At 60.3% G+C, this 14,181-nt stretch carries 12 protein-coding genes; 8 read left to right on the top strand and 4 right to left on the bottom strand.

Translation table 11 applies throughout. The features are described from left to right. Positions 1 to 29 precede the first annotated feature (29 nt). Genes hmeg3_RS23420 through hmeg3_RS23410 form a run of 3 tightly spaced genes read left to right on the top strand, consistent with a single transcriptional unit; the run spans position 30 to position 2,627 of the window. Entirely contained in the window at positions 30 to 908 is an 879-nt protein-coding gene (locus tag hmeg3_RS23420; RefSeq protein WP_094566524.1) for an ABC transporter substrate-binding protein, read from the top strand. Between the two features lie 3 nt (positions 909 to 911). After that, complete coding sequence (locus tag hmeg3_RS23415; protein ID WP_094565853.1) at positions 912 to 1,679, top strand: class II aldolase/adducin family protein; 768 nt, start codon at positions 912 to 914, stop codon at positions 1,677 to 1,679. A 21-nt stretch (positions 1,680 to 1,700) separates the two neighbouring features. After that, on the top strand, positions 1,701 to 2,627 hold the full coding sequence (locus hmeg3_RS23410) for a glyoxylate/hydroxypyruvate reductase A (protein ID WP_094565852.1): 927 nt from the start codon (positions 1,701 to 1,703) through the stop codon (positions 2,625 to 2,627). Between the two features lie 76 nt (positions 2,628 to 2,703). On the opposite strand, the gene hmeg3_RS23405 is transcribed toward hmeg3_RS23410, so the two are convergent. After that, positions 2,704 to 3,561: an aldo/keto reductase gene (locus hmeg3_RS23405; protein ID WP_094565851.1), complete on the bottom strand. Its 858-nt coding sequence runs from the start codon at positions 3,559 to 3,561 to the stop codon at positions 2,704 to 2,706. A 63-nt stretch (positions 3,562 to 3,624) separates the two neighbouring features. Then, positions 3,625 to 4,761 carry an alkene reductase gene (locus hmeg3_RS23400; protein ID WP_094565850.1) on the bottom strand — a complete coding sequence of 379 codons (1,137 nt, stop codon included), beginning with the start codon at positions 4,759 to 4,761 and terminating at the stop codon, positions 3,625 to 3,627. Between the two features lie 209 nt (positions 4,762 to 4,970). Between hmeg3_RS23400 and hmeg3_RS23395 the strand changes: the two genes are divergently transcribed. The 3 genes from hmeg3_RS23395 to hmeg3_RS23380 all read left to right on the top strand — a co-directional run bounded on the left by hmeg3_RS23395 (position 4,971) and on the right by hmeg3_RS23380 (position 9,852). Further along, positions 4,971 to 5,855 (top strand): LysR family transcriptional regulator, encoded by an 885-nt coding sequence (locus hmeg3_RS23395; protein ID WP_094565849.1) that lies wholly within the window; start codon positions 4,971 to 4,973, stop codon positions 5,853 to 5,855. Positions 5,856 to 6,093: 238 nt separating this feature from the next. Continuing rightward, on the top strand, positions 6,094 to 7,167 hold the full coding sequence (locus hmeg3_RS23390; protein ID WP_094565848.1) for a helix-turn-helix domain-containing protein: 1,074 nt from the start codon (positions 6,094 to 6,096) through the stop codon (positions 7,165 to 7,167). A gap of 450 nt (positions 7,168 to 7,617) precedes the next feature. Next, on the top strand, positions 7,618 to 9,852 hold the full coding sequence (locus hmeg3_RS23380) for an NADP-dependent isocitrate dehydrogenase (protein ID WP_094566523.1): 2,235 nt from the start codon (positions 7,618 to 7,620) through the stop codon (positions 9,850 to 9,852). 220 nt (positions 9,853 to 10,072) lie between these two features. Here hmeg3_RS23380 and hmeg3_RS23375 read toward each other — a convergent pair whose 3' ends face one another. Next, a complete protein-coding gene (locus hmeg3_RS23375) occupies positions 10,073 to 10,348 on the bottom strand; it encodes a DUF4148 domain-containing protein (RefSeq protein ID WP_094565846.1) in 276 nt (91 codons plus the stop codon). A 341-nt stretch (positions 10,349 to 10,689) separates the two neighbouring features. Between hmeg3_RS23375 and hmeg3_RS23370 the strand changes: the two genes are divergently transcribed. Next, positions 10,690 to 11,106 (top strand): nuclear transport factor 2 family protein, encoded by a 417-nt coding sequence (locus hmeg3_RS23370; RefSeq protein ID WP_094565845.1) that lies wholly within the window; start codon positions 10,690 to 10,692, stop codon positions 11,104 to 11,106. 38 nt (positions 11,107 to 11,144) lie between these two features. Next, positions 11,145 to 12,554 (top strand): FAD-binding oxidoreductase, encoded by a 1,410-nt coding sequence (locus hmeg3_RS23365; protein ID WP_094565844.1) that lies wholly within the window; start codon positions 11,145 to 11,147, stop codon positions 12,552 to 12,554. Positions 12,555 to 12,579: 25 nt separating this feature from the next. Here hmeg3_RS23365 and hmeg3_RS23360 read toward each other — a convergent pair whose 3' ends face one another. Continuing rightward, positions 12,580 to 14,106 (bottom strand): PLP-dependent aminotransferase family protein, encoded by a 1,527-nt coding sequence (locus hmeg3_RS23360; protein WP_094565843.1) that lies wholly within the window; start codon positions 14,104 to 14,106, stop codon positions 12,580 to 12,582. Positions 14,107 to 14,181 lie beyond the last annotated feature (75 nt).

Raw genomic sequence — 14,181 nt, 5'->3', positions numbered from 1 at the left:
CTTGAATGACTATTTTTAAGGGGAATCACGTGCAACTGTTCAACCGTTTTCTGACCAATATGAGCCTGAATCTGAAACTGCATGGCGTCGCGCTGGCAGTCACCGCCATCACTGCAATGGGCGCATTGCCGGCACATGCTGCCGATCTTCCTCTGCCGGAGCGCATCAAGAAGGCCGGCAAGCTGGTCATCGCCACGCAAGCCAACTATCCGCCGATCGCCTACAAGAATCCGGAGACCGGCCAGCTGATGGGCCTCGACATCGAACTCGGCGAAGCCATCGCCAAGGAACTCGGCCTCAAGGTCGAGTATCAGGAAACCGCCTTCGCCCAGGTCTTCAGCTCGCTGGCCACCGGCCGCGTCGACATCGCCATGGTCGCCATCAGCGACACGGCAGAACGCCAGAAGGTCGCCGACTTCATCGACTACATGAAGACCGGCCCGCAGTTCTTTACGCTGCAAGCCAACGCCGCCAGGATCAAGGGTATCGCTGATGTCTGCGGCACCAAGGTCGGCGCCAGCCGCAACACCAACTGGCCGGTTCAGATCGCTGCCTGGAGCACCGATAATTGCGTCGCCAAGGGCAAGCCAGCCATCACCGTGATCGGCACCGAAGGTTCGGTGGACGCGCGCACCCAATTGAAGACCGGCCGTATCGACGTGGCCGTGCAAGGCAGCGAGACCCTGCCTTACTTCCAGACCATGGAAGCCAACACCTACGTCCTGCTCGGCCAGCCGCTGTTCCAGCAGGAGACCGGCATCCCTGTCTCCAAAACCGAACCCGTGTTGCGTGCCGCCGTGCTGGGGGCACTGCAAAACCTGCAACGCAACGGCACCTATGACAAGCTGCTGGCGAAGTACAAGTTGCAATCGTCGAGCATGCCGGTTGCCGTGAATCAGGGAAAATAAGCCATGACCAACCTTGCCGAAGTGACTGACAGCGCGGAATGGAATACGCGCTGCGAACTGGCGGCGCTGTACCGGCTGGCGGCGTATTTCCGCATGACCGACATGATCGATACGCATATCTCGGCGCGGTTGCCTGGGCATGAAGATCAGTTTCTGATCAACCGCTACGGCGTGCTGTTTCATGAGATGCGCGCCTCTGATCTGGTCAAGGTCGACCATGCCGGACGCGAACTCAAAACCGGCAACGGTGCACCTGCCGGGCAACGCGTCAACGCCGCCGGTTTCACGATCCATTCGGCGGTCCATCATGCGCGGCCTGATCTGCATTTCGTGATCCACACGCACACCTCGGCCGGGATCGCCGTGGCGGCGCAGGAGCAGGGCTTGCTGCCGATCAGTCAGCATGCGATGAAGTTTTACGGCAAGCTCGGCTATCACGACTACGAAGGCATCGCCCTCGACCTGGCTGAGCGCGAACGTCTGGTCGCCAACCTCGGCAACAACAAGGCGATGATTCTGCGCAATCACGGTTTGCTGGCGGCGGGTACCACGGCGGCCGAAGCCTTTCACGAAATCTATTTCCTCGAACGCGCCTGCCAGGCGCAGGTTGCCGCGCTGTCGGGCGGGCAGGCTTTGCGCTTGCCGCCGGAGGCGGTGCGCTTGCGCACGGCGCAGCAGTTCGCCGGCGACAACGCGAGCGGCATCATGGATCTCGCGTGGCAGGCGGCATTGCGTCTGATCGAAAACGATCAGCCTGATTATCGACAATGAGTTTCCGCTGAATCTCCTCCTATGACCAAGGTTGTCTTTCTCGGCGTCAGTTCCGACGTCCCCAAAATTGCGGTGCTGGCACGCGAACGTACCGGCGACATCGAGGTTTTGTTACCCGGTGATGCCGGTGCAGAAGAGGCTGAAGTCGCCGTTTGCTGGTCGCCGCCACCCGGTGCACTGGCGACGTATCCGCGGCTGCGCCTGATTCACGCAATCGCAGCCGGTGTCGACAATATCCTGTGTGACCCATACTTGCCGGCGCTTCCTTTGTGCCGTGTGGTCGCGCCTGACCTCACCGTCGCCATGACGGAATTCATCACCTGGGGCGTGCTGTATTACCACCGCGATCTGGATCGCGCCCTCGCCAATCAGCGCAACAAGATCTGGCATCGCACCGCGCCTGCTGCGGCGTCATCCCGCACGGTCGGCATCATGGGCGTGGGGCAACTCGGCGCACATGTTGCCGGTGAATTGCTGCGGACGGGATTCAAGGTGCGCGGCTGGTCGCGTCAGGAAAAGACGGTGGAGGGCATGGAGAGTTTTTACGGCGAAAATCAATTTGATGATTTCCTCGGCGGCACCGATATCCTCGTCTGCTTGCTGCCGCTGACGGCGCAAACGCAAGGCATCCTCAATCGCGCCACGCTGTCGGCATTGCCTGAGGGTGCGGCCCTGATCCACGTTGGTCGCGGCGGCCATCTGGTATCGGCCGAGGTACAAGCCATGCTGGAGAATGGTCATCTGCGTGGCGCCATTCTCGACGTATTTGAAAAAGAACCTCTGTCGGTGGACAGCCCGTTCTGGTCCATGCCCAACGTTATCGTCACGCCGCACATCGCAGCCGCTGCCAGCTACGACAGCGTGCTCGATCAGATCGAAGAAAACATTCGTCGCCTGCAACACGGCGAACCGCTGCGCAATCTGGTGGATCGCAGCAGCGGTTATTAAGCCACTAAGCCAAGGCAGGTTTGGCGTACCGCGCAGACACATTATTCACTGCGAGCGTCAATGCCAGTGCACTGACCTACGTCCGGCCGGAGGCGTCGAGTTCTGCGAACTCTTGCTCGGTCAGGCAGATGCGCGCAGCGGCGACGTTCTGTTCCAGATGTTTGACTTTCGAGGTGCCGGGAATCGGCAACATTACCGGGCTGCGCTTGAGCAGCCAGGCCAGCGCGATCTGCGCTACCGTCGCTTCGTGGCGTGCCGCGACTTTCGCCAGCGTCGACGACAAGGCGCCTTGCAGCAAGTCGCCGCCCGCGAGGGGATACCAGGGGATGAAGCCGATGCCGTGTTGCGTGCAGTAGTCGAGGACGTCTTCGCTGGCGCGGTCGGCGAGGTTGTAGCAGTTTTGCACGGTCGCGACTTTGAAATGGCGCGATGCCGCTTCAATATCGGCCACGCTGACTTCGCTCAGGCCCGCATGACGGATCACGCCGTCGTCGATCAGTTGGCGCACCGTGCCGAACTGTTCGTCCGCCGGTACGCGTGGATCAATGCGATGCAACTGCCACAGGCCGATCTGCTCCACACCGAGCCTGCGCAGGCTGGTGTGCGCCTGCTGGATCAGGTATTCGGGACGGCCCAGCGGCACCCAATGGTCGGGGCCGGTGCGCACCAGTCCGGCCTTGGTCGCGACCAGAATGCCGCCGTAGGGATGCAGCGCCGTGCGGATCAGTTCTTCGGAAACGTTGGGGCCGTAGGAGTCGGCGGTGTCGATGAAATTGACACCCAGATCCGGCAGACGGCGCAGCGTGCGGATCGCTTCGGCGCGGTCTTCCGGTTCGCCCCAGATGCCGGGGCCGGTGATGCGCATGGCGCCGAAACCGAGGCGTTGTACCGGCGTCGTGCCGTCGATCAGAAAAGTGTTGTTGCCGTCTGCCATGTCAGATTCTCCGAAAAATAAAAAGAGCAGCTATGCGTGCGTTCGCCAGCTGCATTGCCCAACTTATGCCGCTAGTGCCGCGTCTGCGTTGACTTCGTGGCTCACGTGGAAGGGATAATCGGTATAGCCGACCTCGGTGCCGCCGAAGAAAGTAGGACGATCATACGGGTTTAAGGCCCAGCCGTTGCGCAGGCGCTCCGGCAGGTCAGGATTGGCGATGAAGTCGCGGCCGAAAGCAACCAGATCGGCGTCGCCCGCTTGCAGGATCGCTTCCGCCGTATCGCCCTTGAAGCCGCCTGCCGCAATGATGAGGCCTTTGTAATGTTTGCGCATGAGCTGCGCCGCGACCGGTGCCGGGTCTTTGCTGTCGTCGTCGACATTGCCGAGCACGCGCGGTTCGATCAAGTGCAGGTAGGCCAGGTCGAGCGCGCAGAGTTGCTGCGCCACGTAAGCAAACAAGGCTTGCGGATTGCTGTCGGACATGTCGCCCCAGGTGCCACTCGGGCCGAGGCGCACGGCGACGCGTTTGCTGCCCCAGACCGAGATCAATGCGCGCGTGACGTCGAGCAGAAAGCGGCTGCGGTTTTCAAACGAGCCGCCATAGATGTCGGTACGCTTGTTGCTGCCGTCTTGCAGAAACTGGTCGAACAGGTAGCCGTTGGCGCCGTGGATTTCCACGCCGTCAAAGCCGGCTTGCACGCCGCGTTCGGCGGCTGTGCGAAAGCTCTCGACGAGGTCGCTGATTTCTGCAATCGTCAGTGCGCGCGCCGGTGTGTTGGGAACCCAGCCGGCTTCGGTGTAGGCGACGCCGCCGTGTTCCACCGCCGAGGGCGCGACCGGCTGGCCGCCGCCGGGTTGCAGCTGGCTGTTGGATTGGCGTCCTGCATGGTACAGCTGCAAGAAGATGCGGCCGCCCTTGGCGTGGACGGCGTCGGTGACCAGCTTCCAGCCGGCGATCTGGCTGTCGTTATACAGGCCGGGCGCACCGAGGTAGCCGTTGCCGTTGGCGGCGGCGATGGTGGCTTCGCCGATCAGCAGGCCGCCCTGCGAGGTGCGTTGTGCGTAGTACGCGGCCATCAGCGGGCCGGGAATCGCGCCGGATTCGGCGCGCATGCGGGTCAGCGGCGCGAGCACCACGCGGTGGGAGATTTCGTAAGGGCCGACGTTGACGGCGGTATGGAGTTTCGAGAATGGGGACATGGTTTACTCACGGTTAAGTTCGATAGGTTGTTGTCTGCAAGACGCAGTGCAGGATTCAAATGCAAATGCGGTGCAGGCAATATAGGCGCTCGACCACTTAAGAAAAATAGCCCTGATTTCTCAACATATCGGACAATAGTTCTTGAATCGTCCGCTTGATTTCCTCACGGCAAATCCCACAACAGGACTCTTTACCTTGGAACCCGATCATGGACAGCCTCAACGGCATTTCAATGTTTGTGCAGGTCGCGGAGACGCGCAGCTTTACCGAAACAGGCCGCATCCTCGGCGTGTCGTCGTCGGCGGTCGGCAAGAGCATTGCGCGCATGGAGGAGCGGCTGCGCGTGCGCTTGTTTCATCGCAGCACACGCAGCATCACGCTGACGGCTGAGGGAGCGCTGTTTCTCGAACGCTGCCGCCGCATCCTCAGCGAAGTTGATGCGGCCGAGGCCGAGTTGTCGGATGCCGCCGGCCGTCCGCGCGGGCGTTTGCGCGTGGGGGCGCCGCAGCTGGTCAATCTGCTGATGCCGATCTTCGACAGTTTCATGGCGCGCTATCCCGACATCGATCTCGACATCGACATGTCGGATCGCATGGTGGATGTGGTGGAAGAGGGTTTCGACATCGTGATCCGCACCGGCGAGCAGACCGATTCGCGCCTGGTGGCGCGCCGGCTGGGTGCTTGTCCGCACGTGCTGGTGGCTTCTCCCGGCTATCTCAAACAGCACGGAACACCGACGCATCCAAGCGAATTGACCAGGCACGCCTGCCTGCAGCATCGCTTTCCCGCGACCGGCAAGCTGGAGCGCTGGCCCCTGCGTCGCGAAGAGACCGATCCCGAGCTGGTGCTGCCGGAAACCATCACCGTCAACACCATCGAGCCGCTGGCGTATTCGGTGTTGCAGGGACGCGGTATCGCCTTCCTCCCGGCCTTCCTGGTGCGCGATGCGCTGGATCAAGGGTTGCTGCAGACGGTATTGGACGACTATCTCGACCGCACCGTAACCTTCTGGATGCTGTGGCCGGCCAGCCGGTATGCCTCGCCCAAGCTGCGCGTATTCATCGATCACATGAGCCAGCATCTGCGCATCTGAGCGGGGAGTACATACCTCCGTGAATTGCCCGTGGAAAACATCCCTTTTTCCGGCTTTCTGCCGTCGGCTGGCTTGTTACACTAAAGCGGCGTTATCACATCTCTCGCGGTTCTTTTTTATAGTTTCTTTGCGGCATTAAATTTTGCTGATGCCGGCGTCGCCGGCAATTCATTCAGGACATCATGCAATCTGCAACGACCATGGCTGCCGACGTGTTTCATCTGGATATCTGCAGATCATGAGCAGAGGCTATTCCGCCGCCGTGAGCCGGCTCATCGCCAACCAGCAGCAGCGCTACGCGTTTCCTCTGCCCGATGCCGGACTGCAGGCGTCGATGCCGCGCGTCATTCATCAGCATTTCACCGTGGCCGGCGAAATCCGCAGCTTGCAGGCGCCGGCCTGGGGAGACTATGTCGGCCGCATTCTCGATTTCCCCGTGTCGCGCGTCCAGCGCGAGTTCGGTTTCAGGGGCGAGATCGATACCTATGTCCTGAGCGACATGATTTACCTCGACAGCCGCACCGACGCCTTGTCGCAGGCCCGCACCAATGCCCGTATCTCGCGCGACAGCGTGCGTGATTACGTCTTCCACGTTGCCGTGGAAGGCATCATGGAAACCGCCATCGGCACCGTGAAGGAAAGGAAGTCGACACAGTTCGTGCCGGGCATTCTTGCGCTCGACATGGGGCAGCCCATGCACATGGTGCGGCCGACCTATTCGCGCGTGCTGGCGTTTTTTCTGCCGCGTGCGCTGGTGGAGCAAGAAATCCCCGATGCCGAATCATTGCACGGCCAGGTCGTCGGGTATACGACACCGCTGACGCGACTCATCCTTGACCGTGTGACCAGCCTGTGTGCCGCCTTGCCGACGATGTCGCAGGAGCAGGCGGAAGAATCCATTCGCGTGTGCGCGGGGCTGATCCTGGCCGCGTTCAAGAAGCAAACGCGGCGCAGCACAGGCCCTCATGCCGCGGTGCAGACGGCGACTCGCAACCAGATCCGCGAGTTCATCGAGGTCAACCTGCGCGACGGCGACCTGACGACGGAAGCGATCCTGCGGACTTTCCCGATTCCGCGGCCGACCTTGTACCGGATGTTCGAGCATGAAGGCGGGATCGGCACCTACATCCGCAACCGCCGACTGCGCGAAGCGGCAGAAGAGCTGGCCACCGCGCCGCATGTCAGCATCATGGAAATCGCCTACGGTTGGTCATTCGGCAGTCCGTCCGACTTTACGCGGGCATTTCGCCGGGCTTACGGCATGGCGCCGCAGGATTTCCGGGCGCTGGGCGTGGATCTGCTCAGGAACTGAGTGCAGGAGTACGCGTAAGAGGTGGCGTTCGCCGACCTTGTCAGTACGGCAAAATTGCCATTTTTTCATCAATCCTGCCAAAGTCGCCGACCCGGCCGCTTTTCGGCAACGGCTTCCTCAACCCCAAAAATCCAATTCGCAAGGCATTCAGGGCTGCTTCGATGTAAACTACTGGCTGATTTTGCGTTGTGCGCCGGGAAGAAAGCCCCAAAACTCGCAGTTTTGCGGAATAAACTTTCTCATATGGCAACATTTCTTCTTTGAAACTCTCTCCTCAGACTGTTTCAGCGCGCAATGAAGATTGGCGACAGGAAGCGCCAATACAATCAGGCCTTGGCAATCAAAGCTGCTGACAAAACGCCGCCGGCGGGGTTTTGTCAGCAGCTTTATGGGCTGCACTGGATAAACAACAGAGAAGCATACCGACACATCAACAGCAAGGACGTCATCATGACCACAGATAAATCCACCATCATCTATACGCTTACTGACGAGGCGCCGCTGCTGGCGACGTACTCCCTCCTGCCGATCATCCGAACCTTCACCGCACAGGTGGGCGTCGATGTCGTGGAAAGCGATATTTCGGTGGCGACGCGTATTCTGGCCGAATTCCCGGACCGTCTGACACCTGAACAGCGTGTCCCGGACAATCTGGCCGCGCTGGGCAAGCTGACGCAAGATCCAAGCGCCAACATCATCAAGCTGCCGAACATCAGCGCCTCGGTGCCGCAGTTGCAAGCCGCCGTGCGTGAACTGCAATCGCGTGGTTATGCCATCCCTGATGTGCCGGAAGATCCAAAGACCGACGAAGAAAAAGAAATCCTGAAGAGCTACTCCAAAGTGCTCGGCAGCGCCGTGAACCCGGTTCTGCGTGAAGGCAACTCCGATCGCCGCGCACCGGCATCGATCAAGCGCTTCGCACGCAAGCACCCGCACAGCATGGGCGAGTGGAGCATGGCATCGCGCTCGCACGTTGCCCACATGAAGCATGGCGACTTCTACCACGGTGAAAAATCCATGACCATCGGCGCCGCGCGCGACGTCAAGATGGAACTGGTCGGCAAGAGCGGCAAGGTCACCGTCCTGAAACCGAAGGTTTCCCTGAAGGCCGGCGAAATCATCGACAGCATGTTCATGAGCAAGAAGGCGCTGTGCGATTTCTACGAAGAGCAATTCGAAGATGCGCGCAAGACCGGCGTCATGCTGTCGCTGCACGTCAAGGCAACCATGATGAAGGTGTCGCACCCGATCGTGTTCGGCCACGCCGTCAAGATCTTCTACAAGGAAGCGTTTGCCAAGCACGGCAAGCTGTTCGACGAACTGGGCGTGAACGTCAACAACGGCCTGGTCAACCTGTACGAAAAAATCGAAACACTGCCATCGTCGAAGAAGGAAGAAATCATCCGTGACCTGCACGCTTGTCACGAGCATCGTCCATCGCTGGCGATGGTTGATTCGGCCAAGGGTATTTCCAACCTGCACGCACCGAACGACGTGATCGTCGATGCATCGATGCCGGCCATGATCCGTATCGGCGGCAAGATGTGGGATGCCAACGGCAAGCCGCAAGACACCAAGGCAGTGATCCCGGAAAGCACCTTTGCCCGTATCTACCAGGAAGTCATCAACTTCTGCAAAACCAACGGCAACTTCGATCCGACCACCATGGGCACCGTGCCTAACGTCGGTCTGATGGCGCAAAAGGCGGAAGAGTACGGTTCGCACGACAAGACATTTGAAATCGCTGAAGACGGCGTTGCCAACATCGTCGACCTGGCAACAGGCGAAGTGCTGCTGACACAAAACGTCGAGCAAGGCGACATCTGGCGCATGTGCCAGGTCAAGGACGAACCGATCCGCGACTGGGTCAAACTGGCCGTCACCCGCGCACGCAACTCCGGCATGCCGGCAGTATTCTGGCTCGACCCGTACCGTCCGCACGAAGCAGAACTGATCAAGAAGGTTGAGACTTACCTGAAGGATCACGACACCAAGGGCCTGGACATCCAGATCATGTCGCAAGTGCGCGCCATGCGTTACACGCTGGAACGCGTCATCCGCGGCCTGGACACCATCTCGGTGACCGGCAACATCCTGCGCGACTACCTGACCGACCTGTTCCCGATCATGGAACTGGGCACCAGCGCCAAGATGCTGTCGATCGTTCCGCTGATGGCTGGTGGCGGCATGTACGAAACAGGCGCAGGCGGTTCGGCGCCGAAGCACGTCAAGCAACTGGTGGAAGAAAACCATCTGCGCTGGGACTCGCTCGGTGAATTCCTGGCGTTGGCCGTGTCGCTGGAAGACATGGGCATCAAGACCGGCAACAAGAAGGCACAGGTTCTGGCCAAGGCGTTGGATGACGCCACCGGCAAACTGCTGGATAACAACCAGTCGCCATCGCCAAAGACCGGTGAGCTGGACAATCGCGGCAGCCATTTCTACCTGGCCATGTACTGGGCGCAAGAACTGGCAGCGCAAAAGGACGACGCCGAACTGGCAGCCAAGTTTGCGCCGCTGGCCAAGACACTGACAGAGAACGAAGCCAAGATCACTGCAGAACTCAAGGCAGTGCAAGGCAAGCCGGTCGACATCGGCGGCTATTTCATGGCCGACCCGAAGAAGGTCAGCGAAGTCATGCGTCCTAGCGCGACTTTCAATGCAGCACTGAGCAGCGTCAAGTAATCAGGCAACGTTCAGGCAGGCAGTTGAAGTAACGCTTGAAGTAAAGAGCAAAACGGATCTGCGCAAGCCGGCAGATCCGCAAAACAAAAAAGGCAGACCAATTCGTTGGTCTGCCTTTTTTCATTCTGCACGAACGTCACGCCTTCCCCCCGTCCGGCGTGGATGTCCCTTGCGATTTTGCTGAGATGCTTATCGATACAGCGGCACGCTTGCCGCGGGCTCAGGCACCTGAATAGAGCGTGTCGCCGTGCTGCGCAGTCTGCAATTGCTGTTGAACGTTCTTGCGGCTCAGCGACGATGGCGCTTGCGACACGACCGGATAGGTGTCGCCTTCCGAGAGGAGGCCCTGTTGTTCAGCCTGGATCAGATCCTGTTTGACCTGCGCACGCGAAACGGTCGATGTGAATGGCTTGTCGACCGGATACGGTGCTTCTGCAAAAGCGCTGGCAGCGGTGCTCAAGGTAAGGGCGGCGAGGGCGAGGTGAAATTTACGCATGGTAGTTCTCCAAATATCAGACGATGGCTGCAGTCAGCCATGCAGACAGCATGGCTAAAGAGGAAGCATTGAAGCGTTAAAGCGTTAGAAAGGGGGCTGCGTCCATCGTGAAGCACAGTGTGCGCCTCGCCGCTCAACGCCAACATGACGAACGCATGACAATTTCGTCACACTCAAGTCAGCTTTTTGCCAGCGTTTCGTCAGCGTACTTCCGATTTGCTGGCCTGATCAAAACATGTTCCTGGCTCTATGGATAGATCCAGCGCTCCTTTAGGCTGTCTCCATCGTCCTGACGCGCAGTGCGTCCGCTTTTTTCAATTCAGTCAGCTCAGGAGCTGTTCATGCAAGATTCCTTATCTTCACTTTCTTCCGGCGCCGTCGGCGTCGACTTGCTGCAAGCGTTTTCAGACGCGTGGAACCGCCATGACTTGCCGGCGCTGATGAGTTTCATGCATGAGGAGTGCGTCTTCCTCACCGCCGCCGGGCCGGAAGCGTGCGGCACGCGCCATGTCGGCCATGCCGCCGTCGGCAAAGCCTTTGCTGCGGCATGGACCAATTTTCCGGATGCGCAATGGCGCAACGGCCGCCATTGGGTCAGCGGCGAGCGCGGGGTGTCTGAATGGACGTTCACCGGCACCGCCGCCGACGGGACGCGCTCGGAATCCGATGGTGTCGATCTGTTTACTTTTCGCAACGGCAAGATTCTGGAAAAGAACGTGTTTCGCAAAGACCGTCCGCGTCTGCCCGCTGTGGTCTGATCGATTTTTCATCATCCGCCAGATCCACAGGATTCGCCATGAACAGCCCGTATTCCGCTTTCGCCCAAGTGCCACCGCAAGCTTACGACCAGCATTTCGATCCGCTGGTGTCGGCCAGCATCGGCCGTAATACCGACTATGCACCGACCTATTGGGTCGCGACCGCAGGCGAGCCACCGCAGCATGACGGCCCCATCAGCGGCGACGTCGATGCCGACGTGGTGATCATCGGCTCCGGCTTCACAGGGCTGGCGACGGCCTTGTTTCTGGCGCAGGAGCATGGCATCCGGGCCACCGTGCTGGAAGCCAATCAGGTCGCCTGGGGTTGCACCAGCCGCAACGGCGGGCAAGGTCAAAATGCCAGTGGCCGGCTATACCGGTCGCAGTGGATAGAGCGCTGGGGTTTGAAGACGGCGTTGCGCCTGGACGAAGAAATCCGTTATGGCTTCGACACCTTCAAGAATCTGGTGGCGCAGATCGATTGCGATCCGCAGCCCGGTGGACATCTCTATATTGCGCATCGTCCCAAGAAGATGGCTTTTCTGGAGAACGAAGCGCGCGTCATGCGCGAGCAATTCGGCTACGACACGCGCATCCTCAGCAGCGATGAGGTACGGCGCGACTGGTGCGGCGACAAGGAGGCGGCCGGCGCCATGCACGAAGCGGAAGGCATCTGCGTGCATCCGCTCAAGCTGGCCTTCGGCTATCTGAAAAAAGCCCGCGCACTCGGTGCGCGGGTGCATCCGTCGAGCCCCGTCATCGGCTGGGAGACCAAAAACGGCGTGCATCATCTGCGCACGCCGGGCGGCATCGTACGTGCTCGCACCGTCGCCATTGCCACCGGCGCGTATGGTATTCCGGGGCTGACGCCGTTGCTGAAAAATCGATTGTTCCCGGTACTGTCGAACTCCATCGTCACACGTCCGCTGACGGTGGAAGAACTCAAGGCAACCAATTTTCTGACGCATCAGGCCATCACCGACACGCGAACCTTGCGCTTCTACTACCGCCTGCTGCCCGACAACCGCGTGCAGATCGGGAGTCGCAGCGCTATCGCCGGGGCCGAGGCCGGTCGCGAAACGCACTACCGTTTGCTGGTCAACGGCCTGGTGCGAAAATTCCCGGCGCTGGCCGGCATCCAGATCGATTATTCGTGGTGGGGCTGGGTCGATGTTAGCCATGACATGATGCCGCGCGTGGTGCAGCCGGATCCGAAGCAATCGGTTTTCTATGCACTCGGCTACGGTGGCAACGGCGTGTCTTTTTCTGCACATGCAGGACGGCGCATGGCCGAACGCGTTGCAGGCTTGCGCGACAAGAGCATGGATTTGCCGATCTACGACAGCCCCTTGCCGTTTCCCGATCAGGGCGAATGGGCGGCGCCGTTCCGCCGTCTTGGACAAAGCATGCTGTATCGCTGGTATTGGCTGCGCGACGAAATTCTCTGATTATTTTTCAAGCCCGTCAGCCAGCTCAAGCTGTCAGGGCCCGCCTGCGCAGCATCGGCGCCGCCAGTATCGCCAGTTCACGGATGCCGGACTCGATGCGTTCTGCCGGTATCGAGGAAAATCCCAGGCGCACGCAATTGAACTGTCCTTGCGGCGACAAGAAAAACGCCTCGCCGGACTCGATCAGAATCCCCTGTTCGGACGCCACTTTACGCAGCAAGCGCGTATCGACATCTTCTGTAAATGTTCCCCACAATGCCGAGCCGCCGTCCGGTGCGACGAACTGCATCTCCGGCAGATAGCGCCGCACGGCCTCGATCAGAATGGATGCGCGCTTGGCCAGCTCTTCGCGCATGACATGCAAAAAGCGATCGTAATGTCCATGCGAAATGAACAGCGCCGCCGCCAGCTGGTTGTTGGTGGCGGGGTGGCGGATCATCAGGCGGCGCAGTACGCGCAGTTGCGTGATCACCTCCGCCGGCGCCACGATGTAACCGATGCGCAAGCCGGGCGACAAGGTTTTCGACAGGCTGCCGATGTAGATCACACGCTGATCGTGATCGATGGCCTTGAGCGCAGGCGAGGGTTTGCCGACGTATTGCATCTCGGCGTCGTAATCGTCTTCGATCAGGATGCCGTCATGCTCGCGCGCCCAGGCCAGCAAGGCCAGCCGCCGTTCGGTGTTGAGCGTGATGCCGGTCGGGCATTGATGGCTGGGCGTGCAATACACGGTCTGCGACGACGCCAGCACGGCCGGATCGGGCAGCACGCCGTCGTGATCCAGGCCCAGTCCCTGTAGTTTGGCGCCGCGCCGCAGGAAGATGTTGCGGGCATCCATGTAGCCGGGATCTTCCACTGCGACGGTGGAGCCGGGCGGCACCAGCAGCTCGCCGACCAGATACAGCGCCTGTTGCGCGCCAACCGTCAGCAAGACTTCTTCACGCTTGGCGGCGATGCCGCGTCGCGGCAGTACGCGCCGGATCAGTTGATCGACCAGCGACGCGTTGTCGTTGTCGATGGCATCCGGAGCCCAGCCGCGGATGGCGCTGACGTCCAGCGCCTGGCGGCTGCATTCGCGCCAGTCGGCAATCGGAAACAGGCTGGGATCGAACTGACCGTAGAGAAAAGGATAGCGATAGCGTTGCCAGTCGCTGGGTTTGTCCAGCCACTTCATGGCGTCCGGCAGCGCGCTCATGCGTGCATTCCAGTTGACGCGATGGCTGTCGCGCTCTTGCATGACGGGTTTGGCCGCGCTGGCGTCGCGCACATGGCGCAGGTATTGATCGCTGACGTAGTAACCGTTGCGAGGCCGGTTTTCCAGGTAGCCGTCTTCGGTCAGTTTTTCGTAGACCAGCACTACGGTATTGCGCGAAATCGATAGCATGTCGGCCAGCTCGCGGCTCGACGGCAGGCGCATGCCGGCCATCAACCGGCCGTCCAGCACGGCGTCGACGAAGCACACGCGCAACTGGCTTTGCAGCGTCGTGCCGCGCCGGTCCGGCTCGGGGAAAATCTGATGCCACATGACCTGATGAGCGTCGCTGATGCGCACGTGCCTCTCCAAAGAACAGATGCCGGCAGTGCCAGCATCTATCGTGCCAATTGACACGATAGAAACAATCCTGAT

This window comes from Herbaspirillum sp. meg3 (assembly GCF_002257565.1).
Taxonomy (GTDB): Bacteria; Pseudomonadota; Gammaproteobacteria; order Burkholderiales; family Burkholderiaceae_D; genus Herbaspirillum.
This window is presented reverse-complemented; position numbering and strand designations above follow the sequence as displayed.